The sequence below is a fragment of the Micromonospora sp. NPDC050695 genome (assembly GCF_040654415.1).
GTDB lineage: Bacteria > Actinomycetota > Actinomycetes > Mycobacteriales > Micromonosporaceae > Micromonospora.
Genome location: NZ_JBFAHZ010000029.1, coordinates 37,028 through 57,083 on the forward strand (window position 1 = coordinate 37,028; position 20,056 = coordinate 57,083).

Annotated in this window: 22 protein-coding genes; 9 read left to right on the top strand and 13 right to left on the bottom strand. The window is 72.8% G+C overall.

Annotation, left to right across the window (positions count from 1 at the left end; translation table 11 throughout):
- Window positions 1–66 precede the first annotated feature (66 nt).
- Window positions 67–1,125 carry an aldo/keto reductase gene (locus AB0H52_RS21020; protein WP_357949384.1) on the bottom strand — a complete coding sequence of 353 codons (1,059 nt, stop codon included), beginning with the start codon at window positions 1,123–1,125 and terminating at the stop codon, window positions 67–69.
- 99 nt (window positions 1,126–1,224) lie between these two features.
- On the opposite strand from AB0H52_RS21020, the gene AB0H52_RS21025 reads away from it, so the two are divergent.
- Window positions 1,225–1,707: a hypothetical protein gene (locus AB0H52_RS21025; RefSeq protein ID WP_357949387.1), complete on the top strand. Its 483-nt coding sequence runs from the start codon at window positions 1,225–1,227 to the stop codon at window positions 1,705–1,707.
- A 30-nt stretch (window positions 1,708–1,737) separates the two neighbouring features.
- Here AB0H52_RS21025 and AB0H52_RS21030 read toward each other — a convergent pair whose 3' ends face one another.
- Window positions 1,738–2,250, bottom strand: a complete 513-nt coding sequence (locus tag AB0H52_RS21030) for an HIT domain-containing protein (RefSeq protein WP_278126984.1) — start codon at window positions 2,248–2,250, stop codon at window positions 1,738–1,740.
- Here AB0H52_RS21030 and AB0H52_RS21035 point away from each other — a divergent pair.
- On the top strand, window positions 2,249–2,548 hold the full coding sequence (locus AB0H52_RS21035; RefSeq protein ID WP_225854707.1) for a D-Ala-D-Ala carboxypeptidase family metallohydrolase: 300 nt from the start codon (window positions 2,249–2,251) through the stop codon (window positions 2,546–2,548). The two genes, AB0H52_RS21030 and AB0H52_RS21035, sit on opposite strands and share 2 nt — an antisense overlap.
- A gap of 1,229 nt (window positions 2,549–3,777) precedes the next feature.
- Here the strand turns inward: AB0H52_RS21035 and thrS are convergent.
- Window positions 3,778–5,787 carry a threonine--tRNA ligase gene (gene thrS, locus AB0H52_RS21040; RefSeq protein WP_151491918.1) on the bottom strand — a complete coding sequence of 670 codons (2,010 nt, stop codon included), beginning with the start codon at window positions 5,785–5,787 and terminating at the stop codon, window positions 3,778–3,780.
- A gap of 189 nt (window positions 5,788–5,976) precedes the next feature.
- Here thrS and AB0H52_RS21045 point away from each other — a divergent pair, with 189 nt between their 5' ends.
- Window positions 5,977–6,957 (top strand): DUF1775 domain-containing protein, encoded by a 981-nt coding sequence (locus AB0H52_RS21045; RefSeq protein ID WP_357949391.1) that lies wholly within the window; start codon window positions 5,977–5,979, stop codon window positions 6,955–6,957.
- Between the two features lie 164 nt (window positions 6,958–7,121).
- On the opposite strand, the gene AB0H52_RS21050 is transcribed toward AB0H52_RS21045, so the two are convergent.
- On the bottom strand, window positions 7,122–8,042 hold the full coding sequence (locus tag AB0H52_RS21050) for an ADP-ribosylglycohydrolase family protein (RefSeq protein WP_151491920.1): 921 nt from the start codon (window positions 8,040–8,042) through the stop codon (window positions 7,122–7,124).
- A 73-nt stretch (window positions 8,043–8,115) separates the two neighbouring features.
- On the opposite strand from AB0H52_RS21050, the gene AB0H52_RS21055 reads away from it, so the two are divergent.
- Together AB0H52_RS21055 and AB0H52_RS21060 are read left to right on the top strand one after the other, a co-directional pair.
- Window positions 8,116–8,805 carry a response regulator transcription factor gene (locus tag AB0H52_RS21055; protein ID WP_151491921.1) on the top strand — a complete coding sequence of 230 codons (690 nt, stop codon included), beginning with the start codon at window positions 8,116–8,118 and terminating at the stop codon, window positions 8,803–8,805.
- A gap of 29 nt (window positions 8,806–8,834) precedes the next feature.
- On the top strand, window positions 8,835–10,238 hold the full coding sequence (locus tag AB0H52_RS21060; RefSeq protein WP_192580415.1) for a HAMP domain-containing sensor histidine kinase: 1,404 nt from the start codon (window positions 8,835–8,837) through the stop codon (window positions 10,236–10,238).
- 214 nt (window positions 10,239–10,452) lie between these two features.
- Here AB0H52_RS21060 and AB0H52_RS21065 read toward each other — a convergent pair whose 3' ends face one another.
- Together AB0H52_RS21065 and AB0H52_RS21070 are read right to left on the bottom strand one after the other, a co-directional pair.
- Window positions 10,453–11,475 (bottom strand): adenosine deaminase, encoded by a 1,023-nt coding sequence (locus tag AB0H52_RS21065; protein WP_278123204.1) that lies wholly within the window; start codon window positions 11,473–11,475, stop codon window positions 10,453–10,455.
- Window positions 11,472–12,266 carry a trans-aconitate 2-methyltransferase gene (locus AB0H52_RS21070; RefSeq protein WP_151491923.1) on the bottom strand — a complete coding sequence of 265 codons (795 nt, stop codon included), beginning with the start codon at window positions 12,264–12,266 and terminating at the stop codon, window positions 11,472–11,474. The genes AB0H52_RS21065 and AB0H52_RS21070 overlap by 4 nt, the downstream gene beginning before the upstream one ends.
- Before the next feature lie 83 nt (window positions 12,267–12,349).
- Between AB0H52_RS21070 and AB0H52_RS21075 the strand changes: the two genes are divergently transcribed.
- The gene (locus AB0H52_RS21075; RefSeq protein WP_151491924.1) at window positions 12,350–13,333 is read left to right on the top strand and encodes an aldo/keto reductase; all 984 of its coding nucleotides are present in this window, start codon (window positions 12,350–12,352) and stop codon (window positions 13,331–13,333) included.
- A 4-nt stretch (window positions 13,334–13,337) separates the two neighbouring features.
- Window positions 13,338–13,532: a hypothetical protein gene (locus tag AB0H52_RS21080; protein ID WP_151491925.1), complete on the top strand. Its 195-nt coding sequence runs from the start codon at window positions 13,338–13,340 to the stop codon at window positions 13,530–13,532.
- A gap of 574 nt (window positions 13,533–14,106) precedes the next feature.
- On the opposite strand, the gene AB0H52_RS21085 is transcribed toward AB0H52_RS21080, so the two are convergent.
- The 7 genes from AB0H52_RS21085 to AB0H52_RS21115 form a co-directional block, all read right to left on the bottom strand.
- Entirely contained in the window at window positions 14,107–14,310 is a 204-nt protein-coding gene (locus AB0H52_RS21085) for a cold-shock protein (RefSeq protein ID WP_007075740.1), read from the bottom strand.
- Window positions 14,311–14,597: 287 nt separating this feature from the next.
- Complete coding sequence (locus AB0H52_RS21090; protein ID WP_151491926.1) at window positions 14,598–14,870, bottom strand: DUF4235 domain-containing protein; 273 nt, start codon at window positions 14,868–14,870, stop codon at window positions 14,598–14,600.
- Window positions 14,867–15,208, bottom strand: coding sequence for a DUF3618 domain-containing protein (locus tag AB0H52_RS21095; protein ID WP_151491927.1), 342 nt, complete (start codon window positions 15,206–15,208; stop codon window positions 14,867–14,869). The genes AB0H52_RS21090 and AB0H52_RS21095 overlap by 4 nt, the downstream gene beginning before the upstream one ends.
- On the bottom strand, window positions 15,205–15,639 hold the full coding sequence (locus AB0H52_RS21100; RefSeq protein ID WP_151491928.1) for a phage holin family protein: 435 nt from the start codon (window positions 15,637–15,639) through the stop codon (window positions 15,205–15,207). The genes AB0H52_RS21095 and AB0H52_RS21100 overlap by 4 nt, the downstream gene beginning before the upstream one ends.
- Before the next feature lie 296 nt (window positions 15,640–15,935).
- Window positions 15,936–17,123 (bottom strand): mechanosensitive ion channel family protein, encoded by a 1,188-nt coding sequence (locus AB0H52_RS21105; protein ID WP_357949398.1) that lies wholly within the window; start codon window positions 17,121–17,123, stop codon window positions 15,936–15,938.
- A gap of 82 nt (window positions 17,124–17,205) precedes the next feature.
- Entirely contained in the window at window positions 17,206–18,027 is an 822-nt protein-coding gene (locus tag AB0H52_RS21110) for a DUF1206 domain-containing protein (protein ID WP_278123208.1), read from the bottom strand.
- Window positions 18,028–18,086: 59 nt separating this feature from the next.
- Window positions 18,087–18,425: a hypothetical protein gene (locus AB0H52_RS21115; protein ID WP_151490925.1), complete on the bottom strand. Its 339-nt coding sequence runs from the start codon at window positions 18,423–18,425 to the stop codon at window positions 18,087–18,089.
- A gap of 112 nt (window positions 18,426–18,537) precedes the next feature.
- Between AB0H52_RS21115 and AB0H52_RS21120 the strand changes: the two genes are divergently transcribed.
- A complete protein-coding gene (locus tag AB0H52_RS21120) occupies window positions 18,538–19,764 on the top strand; it encodes a cysteine desulfurase-like protein (protein WP_357949401.1) in 1,227 nt (408 codons plus the stop codon).
- Complete coding sequence (locus AB0H52_RS21125) at window positions 19,761–20,048, top strand: GNAT family N-acetyltransferase (RefSeq protein WP_357949404.1); 288 nt, start codon at window positions 19,761–19,763, stop codon at window positions 20,046–20,048. Before AB0H52_RS21120 ends, AB0H52_RS21125 begins: the two co-directional genes overlap by 4 nt.
- Window positions 20,049–20,056: the final 8 nt, after the last annotated feature.

A 20,056-nucleotide genomic window follows, 5' to 3' on the forward strand; every position in this document is an offset into this window, starting at 1 on the left:
AGGCACCACAACTCCATGATCGACGCGGACGAGCGTAGGGCGCGGGCGGGCTTGCGGCGGGTTGGGTTACGGGTGGGTCAGGGGGTGGGTGGGGCGCGGCCAGTGGGGGCGGTCGGCGTCGCGCAGGGCTGCGGTGCGCAGGGCGGCGAGTTGACGTTCCACCTCGACGAACTGGTCCGCCGGCAGCGGGCCGCGGTGAAGAGCGGCGGCGTTCTCCTCGACCTGGGCGACGGTACGGCAGCCCGGGATCGGGATGGTGCGCCCGCTGCGGGCCCAGATCCAGCCCAACGCTCCCTGGGCGAGGGTGCGCCCGTCGGCGGTGAGCGCGGCGCGGACCGCGCCGACGCGGCGCAGCCACTCGGGTGCCGGTCGGCCACCACGGAACCACTCCAGCCAGCCCGGCGCCAGCCCGCGTACGTCGTCTCGGGGAAGCGTCGACGCGGCCGTGTACTTGCCGGTGAGCAGGCCCATCCCGAGTGGCCCCCGGTTGATGCTGGCCAGGTCGTACTTGTCGCAGACCGCGAGCAGGTCGGGGGCGTCGCGGAGCACCGACAGGGTGTGCTGCACGGCGGTGGCGCCGGTCGCGCCGTGCCCGAACGCGGTGGCCCGGTCGGGGCGGTCGGTGCTCCAGCCGTACGCCCGGATGAGGCCCTCGGTGATCAGGTCCTCGCAGGTGCCGACCAGCGCTTCCGCCCGGGGGACCGACAGGTCGGCGAGGTGCAGCTGGTAGAGGTCGATGTGGTCGGTGTCCAGCCGGCGCAGCGAGTTGGACACGGCGCGCCGCAGGTACGCGGGTGACGCGTCCTCCCCGGTGGCCTGGCGGCTCGTCTCGTCGAACGTGTACCCCCACTTGGTGGCGATCACGGCCTCGGCTCGGCGCCCGGCGAGGGCACGGCCGAGCACCCGCTCGCCGTGCCCGGCACCGTACGTGTCGGCGGTGTCGAACAGGGTCACGCCCATGTCGAGCGCTCGGCGTACGGCCCGTACCGACTCGTCGTCGTCGACCGCGCCCCACCCGAGCGGCTGGGCCCCCTCCGCCCAGGGGCCACCGATCGCCCAGCACCCCATGCCGAGGGCGCTGACCTCGATGCCGCTGCGCCCCAACGTCCGTGTCGTGACTGCCATCGGCCGATCGTGCCACCTTCACGGGGTTGGGGCGTAGCAACTCCCGGGGGCGGAAACGCGGGTGCCCGTGAGCGGTCACGGTGCGGCATGATCGGCGGCATGCGACGGCTGGGTGTGGACATCGGCGGCGTGATCATCGAGCCGGCCGACGAGGACGCCGACACGTCCTTCTTCGGCGCGCACTACCTGCGCACGCCGGCCGTCGACGGCGCGTTCGACGCGCTCGCGGCGCTCGGTCCGGCCTTCGACGAGGTGCACCTGGTCTCGAAGTGCGGCGAGGCCACCGAACAGCGGACCAGGGAGTGGCTCGCCCACCACGACTTCGCGGCCCGCACCGGCATCCCGGTCGAGCGGGTGCACTTCTGCCGCACCCGGCCGGACAAGGCGCCGATCGCCCGGCGACTCGGCTTGACCCACTTCGTGGACGACAAGTTGGAGGTGCTCGGCTACCTCGAATCGGTGCCGCACCGCTACCTGTTCCGGCCCCGTCCGGCGCAGGTCGCCACGTACGCTGCGGTGCTTCCGCGCGTACACCGGGTGGAGAGCTGGCCGGAGCTGACCCCGCTGCTGCTCGCCGACTGACGCCGACCCCGCGCGGGCCGGGCCCGCGGGTCAGGACGGCCAGGCGCGGGCGAGCAGGTCGCGGGTGTCGTGCAGTAGCTGCGGCAGGACCTTGGTGCGGCCGATCACCGGCATGAAGTTCGCGTCGCCGCCCCAGCGAGGCACGACGTGCTGGTGCAGGTGCGCGGCGATGCCTGCGCCGGCGACTCCACCCTGGTTCATGCCCAGGTTGAAGCCGTGCGCGTTGCTCACCTTGCGGATCACCCGCATGGCGTTCTGGGTGTACGAGGCCAGTTCGATGGTCTCCGGCACGTCCAGGTCGGTGTAGTCGGCCACGTGGCGGTACGGGCAGACGAGCAGGTGGCCCGGGTTGTACGGGTAGAGGTTGAGCACCACGAACACGTGCTCGCCGCGGGCCACCACGAGGCTCTCCTCCGGAGGCAGGCCCGGAGCGAGGCAGAACGGGCAGCCGGTGGGCTTCTCGTAGCCGCCCTCGGGCCGGTCCTCCCCGGAGATGTAGGTCATCCGGTGCGGCGTCCAGAGCCGCTCCAGGCCGTCGGCCATGCCACCGCTGTCCGTGTCCCGATGTGCCCCAGTCACGAGCCGATCCTACGGAGCCGCCCGGGCGGGCCGCGACTCCGCCGTCGGGAAACTCCTAGCTACACGTGTTGATGGATTGCTGGTGGACCACGAAAATTGCGGTGGACGGCGACATGATCCGACGGCTCGGCACGTTTCCTCGCGGCACGCCTGCGGCGACGTTCCCATCACGATCAGCAGCAGCTTCCGCAGCTACGCCTGCAGCAGCGCAGTCGGCGGGGCGTCGAACAGCCGGCACCTGCACGGCGCCGCGTGGACCTGATCGGATCCCCATCGTTGCGCCGGCTGGCCCAGCAGGCCCGCAACCACGGCTTCGGGCAGTTCCTCGGCTCTGACCGTGAACCTACGGAAGAGCCCTCTCGTTGTATTGCTGTATGCCTCATCAGCAGCATCCGTAGTCGCGATGACTATTCGCCGAGGAGTTGTAGTGCCCGAAAAGAAATTTTCCGAATCGCAGCCCGCCGTCCCGCGGACGGACTTGCCGCGGTCGGCGACGGCGCAGCGACAGCCGTCGCTGACAGAGCCGGCGTGGGAGTGGACGTCGCGGGGCTCGTTCCCGGAGCCGCCGCCGCACCAAGATCAGGCTCTGCGCCAGAGCCTCCGGGAGCTGCCGCCGGGGCAGTCGCTACAGGTGTGGGACCCGGAGCCGCCGCAGCCAACCGGGGAGCGGCAACCGCAGCCGCCGCAACCGCAGCCACGGCAGGCGCAGCCGCCGCAGGCGCAGCCGCCGCAGGCGCAGCCACGGCAGGCGCAGCCGCCGCAGGCGCAGCCACGGCAGGCGCAGCCACGGCAGGCGCAGCCACGGCAGGCGCAGCCACGGCAGTCGCGGTGGCGGTGGCTGCAGGCGCTGTCGGGGCAGCTGCAGCGGCAGGAGCAGCAGCCACTGCGGGGGCGGACGGCGCTGCCGCCGCCGACGCCGACGCTGCCGACGCCGCCGCCGACGCCGCTGCCTCGGGCTGCTGCGAGCATGCGTTCGCCCGCCCTAAGAGGGAGGCCGCAATCGGATCAGCGCGGGTTTGGACAGGAGAGTTCGGGGCGGTACCCGTCGAGTTCCGCGCCCCAGCTGGGGGATAGCGGGTACGCCAAGGGGCCTGGTGCGGCTCCTGGGCGCTGATCCTTCAGGCGTCAGGTCCAGGCGTTGGATCGCCGAGGTACAAGCCGCAGGCGCAGTCGATAGCCCTGCGGGGTGCCGACGGGTTGGCCCTGGGTAGGACGGAGTTTCGTAGCGGTCGTGGCTGACGAGTTGGCAGTTGTTCGCCCAGGCCGGCCGCGGCTCAGACGTGCCGTCGTCTGCGGATCGTACGGTCCGAACACTGTGGGGTGGCTGCCCGTTGGTAGCCCGATCCGTGGACCAGAGCGGCGAACTGGACGAAGACCGGTTCGAGCAACGACGACGGGGTGGTGGCCTCCCGCGCCGGGGAGGCCACCACCTCCTGGTTCGCACGATCTTGCCGGGCGCGACGGCCCGCGGGCCGCGCGGGCACTTCCGCGCTACTCCGCGGCGGCCGAGGGGCCGATGTTGGTCCGGGTGGTCACGACGTCGAGGACGTGGGTCACCGCCTCAGCGATCGGGACCCCGTTGCGCTGGGAGCCGTCGCGGTAGCGGAAGGAGACCGTGCCGGCGGCCACGTCGTCGTCGCCGGCGATCACCATGAACGGGATCTTCTGCTGCTGGGCGGTGCGGATCTTCTTCTGCATCCGGTCGTCCCCCGCGTCCACCTGCGCGCGGATGCCCTCGGCGCGCAGCGCCGCGACGAAGCCGTGCAGGTAGTCGGTGTGGTCCTCGCGGATCGGGATGCCGACCACCTGCACCGGCGCCAGCCAGGCCGGGAAGGCGCCCGCGTAGTGCTCGGTGAGCACCCCGAAGAACCGCTCGATCGACCCGAACAGCGCCCGGTGGATCATGACGGGTCGCTGCCGGGTGCCGTCGGCGGCCTGGTACTCCAGACCGAACCGCTCCGGCTGGTTGAAGTCGACCTGGAGGGTGGACAACTGCCACGTCCGGCCGATCGCGTCGCGCGCCTGCACGGAGATCTTCGGCCCGTAGAACGCCGCGCCGCCCGGGTCGGGCACCAGGTCCAGGCCGGAGGTCTCGGCGGCGGTCCGCAGCGCCTCGGTCGCCTCGGCCCAGTCCTCGTCCGCGCCGATGAACTTGGGCGAGTCGTCGCGGGTCGACAGCTCCAGGTAGAAGTCGTCCAGGCCGTAGTCGCGCAGCAGGTCCAGCACGAAGCTGAGCAGCGTGGTCAGCTCGCCGGCCATCTGCTCGCGGGTGCAGTAGATGTGCGAGTCGTCCTGGGTCAGGCCCCGGACCCGGGTCAGGCCGTGCACCACGCCGGACTTCTCGTACCGGTAGACCGTGCCGAACTCGAACATCCGCAGCGGCAGCTCCCGGTACGACCGCCCGCGCGCCCGGAAGATCAGGTTGTGCATCGGGCAGTTCATGGCCTTGAGGTAGTAGTCCGCGCCCTCCAGCTGCATGGGCGGGAACATGGTGTCCGCGTAGTACGGCAGATGACCGGAGGTCTGGAACAGCTGCGCCTTGGTGATGTGCGGGCTGTTGACGAACTCGTACCCCGCCTCCTCGTGCCGCCGCCGCGAGTAGTGCTCCATCTCCCGGCGGATGATGCCGCCCTTGGGGTGGAACACCGCCAGGCCGGAGCCGATCTCGTCGGGGAAGCTGAACAGGTCCAGGTCCGCACCGAGCTTGCGGTGGTCGCGCCGGGCGGCCTCCTCCAACAGCTTCAGGTACGCCTTGAGCTCGTCGCGGGTCGGCCACGCGGTGCCGTACACCCGCTGCAGTTGGGGGTTCTTCTCCGACCCGCGCCAGTACGCGGCGGCCGAGCGCATCAGCTTGAACGCGCCGATCAGCCGGGTGGTCGGCAGGTGCGGGCCACGGCACAGGTCCGACCAGCAGACCTTGTCCTCCTTGGCGTCGAGGTTGTCGTAGATGGTCAGCTCGCCGCCGCCGACCTCCATCACCTCGTCGGTGTCCAGGCCCTCGCCCTTGACCTCGATCAACTCCAGCTTGAACGGCTCGTCGGCCAGCTCGGCGCGCGCCTCGTCCAGGCTGCCGAAACGGCGACGGCGGAACCGCTGCCCGCTCTTGATGATCTCCTGCATGCGCTTCTCGAGCTTGCTCAGGTCGTCGGGCTGGAACGGCTTGTCGACGTCGAAGTCGTAGTAGAAGCCGTTCTCGATCGGCGGACCGATGCCCAGCTTGGCCTCGGGGAAGACGTCCTGCACGGCCTGCGCCAGCACGTGCGCGGTGGAGTGGCGCAGCACGTTGAGCCCGTCGGGCGAGTCCAGACTGACCGGCTCGACGACGGTCTCCTCGGTCGGCGTCCAGTCCAGGTCGCGCAGCTGACCCTGCGGGTCGCGGACCACGACGATCGCCTTGGGGCCGTTCGCGGGCAGTCCGGCCGCGGCCACCGCGTCGGCCGCCGTGGTCCCGGCGGCGACGACGACGGGGTCGGCCACGGCGGGGGTACGGGGTGCGGACACGGTGACTCCTCCAAGCGGTACGAAACGGTGCCGATCCTCGGCTCCTGCCGATGCTATCGGTCGCCCCGCCGCCGATCGGGAACGGCACCTTCCCAACGACCGACGTTGAACCTTTCGCGCCTCGCAGCCGAACTAGAAGGTGTGGCCGGAAACCGGTGCCGGCCGCGTCGACACGGATGGGGGCACGAGATGGCGAGCACGTACGGCGGTGGCCGCCGGCGGCGGATCGTGGCGGCGACCGCGTTGACGGCCGCTGGGCTGCTGCTCTGGCCCGCGACGGCGTACGCGGCGGACGTGACGACCACCCCGACCGAGGCCCGGCAGGGCGACGCCGTACGGCTGGAGTTCAACGTGCCGGAGGAGCGGGCCGGGACGAGGACCACGCAGGTCGAGGTCCGGTTGCCGGCCGACGCGCCGGTCGCCGAGGTCTACCCGATGTCGGTGGACGGCTGGGCGCCCCGGATCAGCTCGCGCACCCTGGACAAGCCGGTGGCCGGCATCCACTCCTCCGGGGTGAGCACAGTGACCACCGCGGTGACCTGGGTCCGCGTCGGTGCGGGCGCGCCCGGCCCGGCCCGGCTGGCGCTGTCCATGGGGCCGCTGCCGCAGGCCGAGAAGCTCACCTTCGAGGTCGTCCAGACGTACGCCGACGGCACCGTGGTCCGCTGGGCGGAGCCGGGCGGCGCGCACCGGGCCCCGGTGCTCACCCTGCTGCCGGCGGCGGCCGGTGCGCCCGGCCCGGCGGCGCACGGCGGCGGGCACGGCGGCCCGGCGGCCGGTGCGGCGCCCGACGCCGTGGGTGATGCCGGTGCCGCGCAGGCGGACGGCGCTGACGGGGAGTCCGGCAGCGCCGACGCGATGCTCGCCGCCGGGCTGCTGGCCGGCCTGGGCGGCGGCGCGGCGATCGGCTGGCTGGTCAGCCGGTGGCGCCGACGCGACCCGGCCGAGGACGCCGCCCTCGCCGAGGTGACCGGCGACCCGGCCAAGGACACAGCGCCCGCCGAGGTGACCGGTGACCCGGCCAAGGACACAGCGCCGGGCGAAGTGACCGTCAACCCGCACAAGCCCACGACGCCCGCCGAGGTGACCAGCAACGCCGACGAGCGGGCGACCCCCGCCGACCCGACGCCCGCCGACCCGGCGCCCGCCGTTTCCGCGGCGGCTCGGTGATCCACTCGGGTTCCTGGAAACGGCGGCATCCCCGCCAGCCGGACAGCCCGGTGTCCAGGAACCCGAGTCGATCATGCCCAGCGCCGCCGCCAGGACAGGGCCGCTGCGGTCAGAGCCGCCAGGGCCGGGCCGCCGCCAGGGCCGGGCCGCAAGGGCCGCCGCGGTCAGGGGGCCCAGGTGGGTAGCGGCTCGCGGGCGGCCAGCCACGACTCGGGCACGCCGCCCGGAGTTCCGACGCCGGTGTACGCCGCCACCACCGCCCCCGCGATGGCGGCCGTGGTGTCCACGTCCCCACCGGCCCGCACGCACGTCCGGATCGCCGCCGGATAGTCGTCGAGGTGGGTGGCGGCGACCCAGAGGGTGAACCCGACGGTGTCCTGGGCGGTCACCCGGGAGCCGTTGCCGAGCGCCGCCACCACGTGCGGCAGCGGTCGGCCGAGCAGTCCGGCTGCCCGGGTCACCCCGCGGTGCACCTCGGTGCCCGGGTCGACCGCGGCGGCGATCCCGGCGAGCAGCCGCTCGGGGGCGGGCCGGTGCCCGTCGAGGCGGGCACGGGCGGCCAGCGCGGCGGCGACCGCCACGGCGACCGCGCCGGCGATTCCCTCCGGGTGCGCGTGGGTCACCTCGGCCGACGCGCGGGCCTGCGCGGCGGCGCGGCCGGTCGAGTCGGCGAAGTAGGCGCCCAGGGGGCCCACCCGCATCGCCGCGCCGTTGCCGCACGAGCCCTGGCCGTCGAAGGCGGACGCGGCGGCCAGCGGCCACGGCGTTCCGGTACGGATCAGCCGCAGGATCATCATCGCGCCGGCGCCGTAGCCCCGCTGCGGGGCGCAGCGCTCGGCGAAGGCCAGCGCCAGCCGGTCCCGGTCGATGCCGCCGGATTCGGCCAGCTCGGCGAGGACCGAGCAGGCCATCTCGGTGTCGTCGGTCCACCTCCAGGGTGCCGGGGGCAGCGCGTCCGCGTCGAGATCGGCCGGGGGCGCGCCGGGCAGGAAGTACCGCGCGCCGAGCGCGTCGCCGGTGGAGAGGCCGGCGAGGCTGTCCCGGGCGAGCGCCAGGCGGGCATCGACGAACAGGGTGAACGACATCGTCGTTCCAGCTTGCCCGCTTCCCAGGTACGTCGCAACGCGATCAACTTGCCAGGCCAAGTACGGTCTTGTCGTGGCCTCCGTGCTCCTGGTCGAAGACGATCACGTCGTACGCGGCGCGATGCTGCGGTCCCTCACCGACCGAGGGCACGCCGTGCACGCCGTGGGTACGGCGCTGGACGCCCTGCGCCGGGTCGCCGCGGAGACACCCGACCTGGTGGTGTTGGACCTGGGTCTGCCCGACCTGGACGGCTCGGATGCGCTGCGGATGCTGCGCGGCATCACCGATGTGCCGATCATCATCGCCACCGCCCGTGACGACGAGCAGTCGGTGGTGAAGCTGCTGCGCGCCGGCGCCGACGACTACATGGTGAAGCCGTTCACCGGCGCGCACCTGGACGCGCGGATCACCACCGTGCTGCGGCGGGCCGGGCGGGCGAGCCGTACGGTGCAGCCCGCGGTGCACGTCGTCGGCGGTCTGCGGGTGGACGTCGGTGAGCGCAGCGCACAGCTCGACGGGGAGGCGCTGGCGCTGACCCGCAAGGAATTCGACCTGCTGGCGTATCTCGCCGCACGACCCGGGCGGGTAGTGTCCCGCCGGGAGCTCTTGGAGGAGGTATGGCGTCAGCCATCGGTCGGCGAGGATCAGACCATCGACGTTCACCTGTACTGGCTGCGCCGAAAGATGGGCGAGTCCGCGGCGAAGCCACGCTACCTGCGCACCGTGCGGGGGGTCGGGTTCCGGCTGGTGGCGCCGGACTGAGGTCGGCGCTGGCCCTGCTCACGGCCGGCATGTGCAGTCTCGTCGCGCTCGCCTTCCTGATCCCCCTGGGGCTCAGCCTGCGTGAGCAGAGCCGCCAGGAGGCGATCGCCGAGGCGGCCCGACGCAGCGCGCTGGTGACCGGTGCGCTGGCGGTGAGCACCGACCCGGCGGTCGTCGAGCGGGCCGTGGTGGCCAGCGCCGAGGGCGCGCCGACCCGGCCGGTGGTGCACGGGTTGGGGCTGGACGAGTCCGCCGGCCGGGCCGACGGCACCGACCTGGACCAGGCCCGCGCCGATCGGCGTTCGCTGGTCGCCGACGTCGACGGCGGGGTGGTCCGGCTCGACCCGGTGGTGCTGGGTGACCGGACGGCGGTGGTCGAGGTGTTCGTGCCCGACTCGACGCTGGACGAGGGTGCCGGCGGCACCTGGCTGTTGTTGTTCGCGGTGGGTGCGGCGATGGCCGGCGCGGCGGTGCTGGTGGTCGACCGGGTCGCCGCCCGTGCGGTGGACTCGACCCGTGGTCTGGTGAAGGCCGCCCTGTCGATCGGCGACGGCGACCTCGGGGTACGCGTGGAGCCGACCGGCCCACGGGAGCTGGCCGAGGCCGGGCACGCCTTCAACCGGATGGCCGACCGGCTGGACGCGGCGCGCACCGACGAGCGGGAGCTGGTGGCCGACCTGTCGCACCGGCTGCGTACCCCGTTGACCGTGCTGCGGCTGGACGCGGAGGCGTTGGAGTCCGACGACACGAGCGTGGGTTCGTTCTCCGAGGCCGAGCTGGACCGGCGGCGCGGGATCCGGCGGATCCGGCAGGCGATCGTCACCCTGGAGGGTGAGATCGACGTGCTGATCAAGACCACCCGCAAGGCGGTGGCGCACGAGGCCGGGCCGGCGATGTGCGACGTCAGCGAGGTGGTCCGGGACCGGATGGTGTTCTGGGCGGCCCTGGCCGGTGACCAGAACCGGCCGCAGCGGGTGACCGGCGCGCAGCTGCGTATTCCGGCGCCGGTGCCGCGCGCCGAGCTGGCCGCCGCGCTGGACGCGGTGATCGGCAACGTGTTCCGCTACACGCCGCAGGGCACCGCGTTCGAGGTGGCGGTGTCCCGTCGCGACGGGTACGTGGCGATCCGGATCGACGATGCCGGCCCCGGCATCGCCAACCCGGACCGCGCGCTGCGGCGGGGGGCCAGCGACCAGGGTTCGACCGGGCTCGGGCTGGACATCGCCAAACGGGTGGCGTTGCAGGCCAACGGATCGGTGAGCATCGACCGGGCCCGCCTCGGCGGGGCGAGCGTGGTGATGCTGCTCGCCGACCCGGAGGCGACACCACGGCAGGTCAGCCGCTTCGGCCTGGTGGGTCGGATGGCGCGGGACGTTCGGGAGCAGAAGGCCAGTGGCCGACGCTGGCCCCGGCAGCGCCCCACCGACGGCTGAGCGCCCGGGCTGTGCCCCGGCGCAAGTCTTCCTTAGATCGCAGTTAACGACCGAGGTGGATCAGCCGCGAGCTGACAGGATCAACGCACGAACCCACCAGTTCCACCGACCACCGCACCGTGCACCCACCGGTCGGTGGAGCCGCGCGCGCGGCGGGAGTCACAGGTCCCCCCACACCCATGCTCCCGCCGCGCGCCCTGCTCCCTCGACCCGCTCAGCCGGCGGTGGTGAGGTACGCGTCGATCTCGTCGGTGATCCGCTGCTTACCGGCCGGGTCCAGGAAGGACGCGGTCACCGCGTTGCGGGCCAGCCCGGCCAGCCCCTGCGGGCCCGCGCCGAGCAGCCGGGCCGCCACCGCGTACTCGTCGTTGAGGGTGGTGCCGAACATCGGCGGGTCGTCGGAGTTGATGGTGACCAGCAGGCCGGCCTCGACGAGTCGGGGCAGCGGGTGCTCGTCGAGGCTGGCCACGGCCCGGGTCCGCACGTTGGAGGTCGGGCAGATCTCCATCCCGATCTGCCGCTCCGCGAGGTACGCGAGCAGCTCCGGATCCTGGGCGGCGGAGATGCCGTGGCCGATCCGCTCGGCGCCCAGCTCGCGCAGCGCGTCCCAGACGGTCTGCGGGCCGGTGGTCTCCCCGGCGTGCGGCACCGAGCGCAGGCCGGCCGCCCGGGCCTGGTCGAAGTAGGGCCGGAACTGCGGCCGGGGTACGCCGATCTCCGGGCCGCCCAGTCCGAAGCTGATCAGCCCGTCCGGGCGCTCCTCCAGCGCGATGCGCAGCGTCTCCTCGGCCGCCGGCAGGCCGGCCTCGCCGGGGATGTCGAAGCACCAGCGCAGCTCGATGCCGAAGTCGTCCAGGGCGCGCTTGCGGGCGTCCTCGATCGCCTCGCAGAACGCCGGTGCGGGGATGCCCCGACGCACGTGCGAGTACGGGGTGATGGTCAGCTCCGCGTACCGGACCTGCTGGCGGGCCAGCTCCCGGGCGACCTCGTGAGTGAGGATCCAGACGTCGTCGGGGTCGCGGATGAGGTCGACGACGCTGAGGTAGACCTCGATGAAGTGCGCGAAGTCGCGGAACTCGAAGTAGTCGACGAGCGCCGCCGGGTCGGCCGGCACCGGGGTGCGGCCCTCGTGCCGGGCGGCCAGCTCGGCGACGATGCGGGGCGAGGCGGAGCCGACGTGGTGCACGTGCAGCTCCACCTTGGGCAGGCCGGCGATGAAGGTGGGCAGGTCGGTCACAGATTCTCCTCGGCACGGTCGCCGGTGTGCGCGACGACGAAGACGCGGCGGAACGGGAAGTACACCTGACCCTGCCGTACCGGGTAGGCGGCGGTGAGCCGTACCCCCAGCTCGGCGCGGAAGGCCGACCAGCCGGCGGCGTCCAGCGCGGCCCGGACCGGGCGCAGCGCGGTGCCCTCCATCCAGGCCAGCACCGGGTGGTCGGCGGCAGGCGGGGCCGGCAGCAGGTGCACGTAGGTAGTCTCCCAGGCGTCCACGGAGCAGCCGGCGGCGGTCAGGAGCGCGGCGTAGTCGGCCGGGTCGTCAACCGGGTCGGTGCGCTGCAGCGGGGCCAGCTCGGCGCGCCAGGCGGGGAGGTCGACGACCTCGCGCAGCGCCCGGTGGGAGGGGGCGTCGAAGTTGCCGGGGACCTGCATGGCGAGCCACGCGCCGGAGGGCAGCTCGGCGGCCCAGCGGCGGAGCAGCTCCTGATGGCCGGGCACCCACTGGAGCACGGCATTGGTGAGCAGCACGTCCTCGTCGCCGGCCGGCCGCCAGTCGCGCACGTCGGCGACGGCGAAGTCGACCGGGGTGTCCAGGGCGGCGGCCCGGTCGATCATCTCGGGCGAGGAGTCGAGGCCGATCACCCGGCTCGCCGGCCAGCGCTCGGCGAGGGTGGCGGTGAGCTGGCCGGGGCCGCAGCCGAGGTCGACGACGCTGCGGGGTCGTTCGGCCGGGATCCGGGCGACCAGGTCGTGAAACGGTCGGGAGCGCTCGTCCGCGTAGCGCAGGTACGTCGTCGGATCCCACATCGTCGCCTCCCAAACCGTACGTTCGTCTTGCTTAAGGTACGGCTCACGTGGCAGCCCGGCAAGGTGATGTCTAGGCTCGGGGAATGGAACAGCGCAGCTTCAACCGGCTCGGCCGGACCGTCGGAGTGGTCGGCCTGGGCGCCTGGCAGCTCGGCGCCGACTGGGGCACCGTCAGCGAGGCCGACGCGATGGCGGTGCTCAGCGCCGCCGTCGACGCCGGAGTCACCTTCCTCGACACCGCCGACGTGTACGGCGACGGCCGCAGCGAGCAGCTCATCGGCCGCTTCCTGCGCTCCCGCCCGGACGCCGGACTGACCGTCGCCACCAAGATGGGCCGCCGCGTCGAACAGCGGCCGGAGGCGTACACCCTGGCCAACTTCCGGCAGTGGACCGACCGGTCCCGGGCCAACCTCGGGATGGACACACTGGACCTGGTCCAGCTGCACTGCCCGCCCACCGCCGTCTTCGCCTCCGACGAGGTCTTCGACGCCCTGGACACCCTCGTCGCCGAGAAGGCCATCGCCGGGTACGGGGTCAGCGTCGAGACCTGCGACCAGGCGCTCACCGCCATCGCCCGACCGGGCGTGGCCAGCGTCCAGATCATTCTGAACGCGGTGCGCCACAAGCCGCTGGAGCGTGTCCTGCCGGCGGCCTCGGCGGCCGGGGTCGGCATCATCGCCCGGGTGCCGTTGGCCAGCGGCCTGCTCTCCGGCCGCTACGACGAGCACACCGAGTTCCCCGCCGACGACCACCGCAACTACAACCGGCACGGTGCGGCGTTCGACGTGGGCGAGACGTTCTCCGGCGTCGACTACGACCGGGGCCTGGCCGCCGTGCGCCGGCTCGCGCCGCTGGTCGACGCGGACCGCACGATGGCGCAGTTCGCCCTCCGCTGGGTGCTGGACCAGGCCGGGGTCACCGTCGTCATCCCCGGCGCCCGCGACGCCGACCAGGCGCGACGCAACGCCGCCACGGCGGCCCAGTCGCCGCTCACACCCGCGCAACTGGCCGGGGTACGCGAGGTCTACGACGAGCTGATCCGCCCGCAGGTGCACGACCGGTGGTGACGCGATGAGGGGTTGGCTGACGCTCACCCTCGGCCTGCTGGCGGTCGTGATCGGTGCGGTGTGGACGGTGCAGGGTCTCGGCTACGTCAGCGGCAGCGTGATGACCGACGAGCGGCTCTGGGCGCTGCTCGGCCCGGCCGTGGCGCTGGCCGGGTTCGTGGTGATCTGGCTCGGCCTGCGGTCACGCCGTCGAGGCTGACGTCGCGCCGTCGAGGCTGACGTCGCGCCGTCGAGGCTGACCTGGGCCGGCGGGCTCGGCGAGCGCGACCGGTGAGGGCTCGTTCGGTGCCTGTCGAGCTGCCCCGGATGTGGGGCACCGGCGGCGCGTGCGGCAGGGCCGGCACGGTCCCGCCGCCGGGAGGCGGTGGGGTTGCGATACTTCGGCACGGGCGACGCGAGCAGCGCGGGCAGCACGGGCAGCACGGGCAGCACGGGCAGCACGGGCAGCACGGGCAGCACGGGCAGCACGGGCAGCACGGGCAGCGCGAGCAGGACGGGCAGCAGGCGGCACGGGGCGACGCTTCGGCACGGGCGACGCGGGCGGCGGGCCGAGGGCCGGGGGTGTCCGCTGTCCGGCCGACGATGGGGTGCCTGCCGTGTCCGCCCGGTCCCGCCCCACCTGCGGGGCAGCTCGACAGGCACCGAGGGACACCTTGGCTACCCGGGGCACGACGGCGGACGTGGAACAGCCCCGCATCCCTCACGGGATGCGGGGCTGCACAACGACCCCTGGCCGGATCGTCCCACTGGCCGGCGGGGGCCGGCCACACTACTCAGATGGGACGGACCTGCTCAGCCTGCGGGCCCTTCTGACCCTGAGCGATCTCGAACTCCACCCGCTGGTTCTCCTCCAGCGTGCGGTAGCCGCTGGTCTGGATGGCCGAGAAGTGGACGAACACGTCAGCACCCCCGCCGTCGACGGTGATGAAGCCGAAGCCCTTGTCAGCGTTGAACCACTTCACGGTTCCCTGCGCCATGTGTATCTCCTTCTAAAACTGGCGGCCGTGCACGCCGTGCGGCCGATTGGCCGTTTTCCGAGCAGCGGTGTCTGAGGCGGCCCCACAAAGGAGACTTCTCTCAACCCACGCCATCTCGCAACAGCGGGGACAGCAAATCACGTACGCAAAAACTCTGCACGACCTCTCCGACGAATTTCTCCGACATGTGACCTGACGGATGCCCGAGATCGCTGGGCGTCGTGCTGCGCCGTGCGAAAGGCCCCCTTCCCGTCGATGCGGGAAGGGGGCCGATGTCGATGCGTTGGTCAGTCCGGCCACTGGCCGGTCATCCGGCGGACGCCGACCGCTCCGCCCCGGTCCACGGCTGCCCGGACCACCGCGAAGATGGCGCCCTGCAGTGCCGCGGCGGCCAGGATCTCGCCCCAACCGCGGTCCTCGTCAGTGGCGTTGGGTGCCTCACCATCGCCCGCGGTCACCTTCCAGACCTGCCGGAAGATCGCGCCCGCCACCGTACCCGCGGCGATGCCCAACAGGACGCCGACCGGCCGGTACGCGACCCTGCCGATGCTCTTGCTCACCTACGCCTCCCCCGCACGATCATCAGCACCACCACGGCGGCCACCGCTCCGGCGGCGATCGTCGCCCACGGCACCGGGTTACGCCGAACCATCCCGCCCTTGTCGTACGCCTGCGCCCGCACATCCTCGGCGTGGCGCACGGCCTGCCCGCGGACCCGGGCCACGGTCTGCGCCGCCTGCTCGCGCACCCGCTCCCGTGCCTGACCGGCGGACTCCTTCAGGCGCGCCTTGACATCCGCCTTGGCGGCCAGCGCCTCCATCGTCTCGCCCAACTCCACCCGGGTACGACGGATCTCCTCACGGAGCGCCTCCGTGTCGCCGGTCCCGTTGCCCGTCATGCCCGACCCCTGTCCTTCACCGCGGCAGCGACAGTGTCCACGTCTGCCCGCAGGCTGCGCACCGTCGCCGCCGGGACCGGCGGGACCGCACGGCTGACCTGCTTCTTGCCCACCACGGCGAGGATGCCGGCGACCAGGAAACAGGCCACCGCCACGATCAGCGCGGCAGCCCAGGCGGGCAGCACCAGGTCGAGCAGCAGGATCGCCGTGGCGACCAGCGCGCCCAGGCCGAAGAACGCCAGCGCTCCGCCGCCGCCGAACAGGCCGATGCCGATGCCGGCGTGCTTGCCCTTCTGGGTCAACTCCGCACGGGCCAGCGTCAGTTCGTCCCGGATCAGGCGGGAGACCTGCTCGGTGGCTCGCTGCACCAGCTCGGCGGTGGAGGGCTCGCTCCCGTTGCGGGATGTGCGGGCGTTCGCCACGTCAGCCATGCTGTCCTCCTTTCCTCATCACCGCGCTGTATGCCCGGAGTCGCCGCCCGTCAATCCTAAAGCGCGCCGAGCAGCTCGCCGTCCCTGTCGTCCGGTCGCCGCGCCGCCAATCCGACGGCGACCTCCCGACCGGAGAAGAGATGTCCGGCAGCAGATCCCCCGCCCAAGCGAGCCCAAACCTCCCACCCCACCTCGACCAGGGCGGTTGATCATGAGGTTGGCGGGCGTGACACGCCGAGGCGGACCTCGTCAACCTCATGATCAACGCGGGCCCGGGGGTGGGGTGGGGTGGGGGGTTAGGGGCGGGTTTCTTCGGGGCCTACGAAGGCTTCGCTGCGGGCGTCGCCGTCGTCGCTGCCGCCGAAGACGCGGGCGTCGTCGGGGGCCTCGGTGTCGGTCGGGCGGCGTGCCGGCAGCCTCGGCTGCACCCACTGCCAGGGCAGATTGCTGCTGGCGTCGCCGAGTTCGGTACGCATCCGGGGCATCGCGGTGGGACGGCTGTCCCGGATCCAGCCCACCAGGTGCTCGCGGACGAGGGCGCGCAGGTCCCACAGGCTGCCCGCGTCGGCGGCGCTGACCAGCGCGCGCATCCGCACCATCCCGCCGGTGGCGTCGGTGACCTGCAGGACGCAGACCCGGCCGTCCCACAGCTCGGTGCCCTCCACCAGGCGGCGCAGCTCCTCCCGCATGGCCTGCACCGGCACCGCCCAGTCGACGTCGAACTCGGCGGTGCCGAGCACTGCCGCCTCGGTACGCGTCCAGTTCTGGAACGGCTTGCTGGTGAAGTACGAGGTGGGCAGGATCAGCCGCCGGTCGTCCCAGATCTGCACGACCACGTAGCTGAGGGTCAGCTCCTCGATGCGACCCCACTCCCCCTCGACGACCACCACGTCGTCGAGGCGGACCGCGTCGCTGAAGGCGAGTTGCAGGCCGGCGAAGACGTTGCCGAGCAGGCTCTGCGCGGCGAGGGCGGCCACCACACCGACCACACCGGCGGAGGTCAGCACGCCGGCGCCGATGCCGCGCACGCTCGGGAACGTCATCAGCATCACGCCGACGGTCAGGATGACGATCACCGCGATGGTGAGTCGGCGCAGCATCACCACCTGGGTGCGTACGCGCCGGGCGTGCCGGTTGTCCGGTACGTCGACCCGGAACCGGGCCAGCGCGGTGTCCTCCACGACGATCAGCAGCGAGGCGACCAGCCAGGCCGTGGTGGCGATGACGGCGAGGATGAGCAGGTGCAGCGTCAGCCGGCGCCAGCTGTGGCCGACCGCGTACCCGGTGCTGAAGCGGACGGCGAACTGGACGGCCAGGACCGTCGCGGCGACCTGGAACGGACGGTGCGCGTGGTCGGTCAGCTCGGTCATCAACAACGACCGGCGGCCGAACCGGCGGGTGAGCCGGTGGACGACCTCGACCAGGAAGAGCGCGACCGCCGCCGCGGCGAGCGCGGCGACGGCCGTCGTCAGGTAACTCTGCACGGGTTCGGTGCTTCCCTTCGACCAGGCGACGGCGCTTCGGGCAAAAGCCCAATAGTGCCCCACGCCCGCGGAATCGACCAGCTCAGACCTTGCGGTACCGGGACTGGAGGAAGCAGAAGAGGCCGAAGGCGGCGATGCCCAGGGCGACCAGGGTCAGCAGGAACGTGCCGTACGACTGCTCGCGCAGCGTGTGCAGCGCGGCGTCCAGACCACGGGCCTTCTCCGGGTCGTAGTTCACCGCCGCCACGATGATCAGCAGGCCGGAGATGCCGTACGCGATGCCCTTGGCCACGTACCCCGCCATGCCGAGGCGGCGGGCGAGCGTGCGGGTCTTCGGGCTCATCTCGCCGGTCTTGAGGTGCTTCTCGAACCGCTTGACGATGCCGTAGATCACCAGACCGACGCCGATCGCGGCGAGCACCAGCCCGGCCAGGCCGACCAGCCAGCGGCCACCGCTGGAGGTCATCAGCTTGCCGGTCAGCGCCTCCTGCTGGTCCGCGCTGTTCGACCCGGCGTCGGAGAAGACCTTGAACGCGGTCCAGGCGAAGTAGAGGTAGACGATGGTGCGGCCGGCCGAGGCGAGCCGCTCGACGACCCGCTCCCTGCCCCGCTCGGCGCGGTGCCCGACCGCCGCCTCCAGCGCCTGCCAGATCGCCATGGCGAGCAGGCCCACCGCAGTGGCGATGACCAGGAACTTGCCGAGCGGTTGTTCGGAGAGGGTCCGCAGCGCGCCGGACTGGTCGCCGTCGTCGGACGACGTGCCGAACGCGATCTGCAACGCCAGCCAGGCGAAGAGCAGGTGGACGATGCCGTAGCCGATGAAGCCGGCCCGGGCGAGAAATTCCAGCCACCGGCTGTCCGCCGTACGGGAGGCGGTGGCTTCGGCGCTACGGGTGAGTGACATGGCGCCACAATCTCCGAATTTGTTGATCCCCAAACGTCGGCCACCGCCGCCCGGCCAGGTCAGTTGCCCGGATTGCGGGAAACGCGGATCTTGACCTGCTGGTCGGTGACGCTGTCCAGCGTGACCGCGAAGCCACCGGCCTCGGTGGCCTGCTGCCCGGTGGTGAGGGTGAGCTGCTCGCCGGCGACCTCGACGGTCACCTGGTCACCCTCGGCGCCGACCAGCTTGGCCTCGACGCCGAGAATGGTGGCGCTCGCGTCGACACCCCGCTCGAAGGTGACCGTGCAGGCGTCCAGCCCGCAGTCGGTGGAGGCGCCCTGGGAGCTGCAGCCGGCCAGCACGGCGAGGCCGAGCGCCAGACCGGCGAACAGGCCGGCGGCGCGGCGGGCGGGGGGCATCGGGATGGTGGCGGGTCGGTTCGTCACCTCGCCAAGGGTACGAGACGTCCGCGACGCCCAGCCACCAGTGAGCGCCGAGCAGCGGACGCGAACCACCGGCTAGGGTCCGGGAATGCCCTTCGACATCGCCCGTACCCGGGCCGCCTACCCCGCCCTGACCGAGGGTTTCGTCCACTTCGACGGTGCCGGGGGCACCCAGACCGCGGCCGGCGTGATCGACGCGGTGGCCGACACCATGCGGACGGCGGTCGGCAACCGCAGTGCGGCCTTCGTACCGGGTCGACGGTCGTTGGAGCTGGTGGCCGAGGCCCGCTCGGCGGTGGCCGACCTGCTCGACGCCGACCCGGCCGGGGTGGTGCTGGGCCCGAGCGCCACCGCCCTGACGTACACCCTGGCCCGCACGCTCGGCGCGGCCTGGCGGCCGGGGGACGAGGTGGTGGTGTCCCGGCTCGACCACGACGCCAACGTGCGGCCGTGGGTGCAGGCCGCCGAGGCGGCCGGCGCGACGGTGCGCTGGGCGGAGGTCGACCGGGACACCGGCGAACTGCCCGTCGACCAGTACGCCGAGCTGGTCGGCGAGCGGACCCGGCTGGTCGCGGTGACCGCCGGCAGCAACGCCATCGGCACGGTGCCGGACGTGCCGGCGATCGCCAAGACCGCGCACGCGGTCGGCGCGCTGGTCTGCGTCGACGGGGTGCACTCGGTGCCGCACGGACCGACCGATCTGGCCTCGCTCGGCGCCGACGTGCTGGTCACGAGTGCCTACAAGTGGTCCGGGCCGCACCTGGCGGCGATGGTGGCCGACCCGGCCCGCTGGGCGGCGTTGCGGCCGGCGAAGCTGGTGCCGTCGTCCGACGCGGTGCCGGACCGGTTCGAGTACGGCACGCCGAGCTTTCCGCTGCTGGCCGGTGTGACCGCCGCCGTGGACCACCTGGCCGGGCTGGACCCGGACGCGGTCGGGGACCGGCGGGCGCGCCTGCGGGCCGGGCTGGCCGCCGCCCAGTCGCACGAGGAGGCGCTGCTGCGGCGGTTGCTCGCCGGGCTGGCGGAGCGGCCCTACGTCACCGTCTACGGTTCACCGGCCCGCCGCTGCCCGACGGTCTCGTTCCGGGTCGCCGGGATGTCGCCGGCGGCCACTCAGGAGGCGTTGGGCGCCGCCGGGTTCTGCCTCTCGGCCGGCGACTACTACGCCTACGAGTACTTTCAGCTGATGGGGCTGCGCGACAGCGGCGGCGCGGTGCGGGCCAGCATCTACCACTACAACACGGCCGACGAGGTGGACCGGTTGCTCGCCGAACTGGACGCGGTCGCCGACCGGCGAGGGAGAATGGCCCGGTGAGCAACCTGGTCGAGGACAACCCCGCGAAGCACCGCTTCGAGATCCTGGTCGACGACGCGTTGGCCGGCTTCACCGCGTACGTGCCCCGGGGGGAGGTGCTGGTCTTCACCCACACCGAGGTGGACCCGGCCTTCCAGGGCAAGGGCGTGGCCAGCGCGTTGATCCGGGGCACCCTGGACGAGATCCGGGCCCGTGGTGGCCGGCTGGTTCCGCAGTGCCCGTTCGTGTCCGCGTTCATCGACAAGCACCCCGAGTACGCCGACCTGGTCGCCGAGCAGCCGTAGCGCGCGCA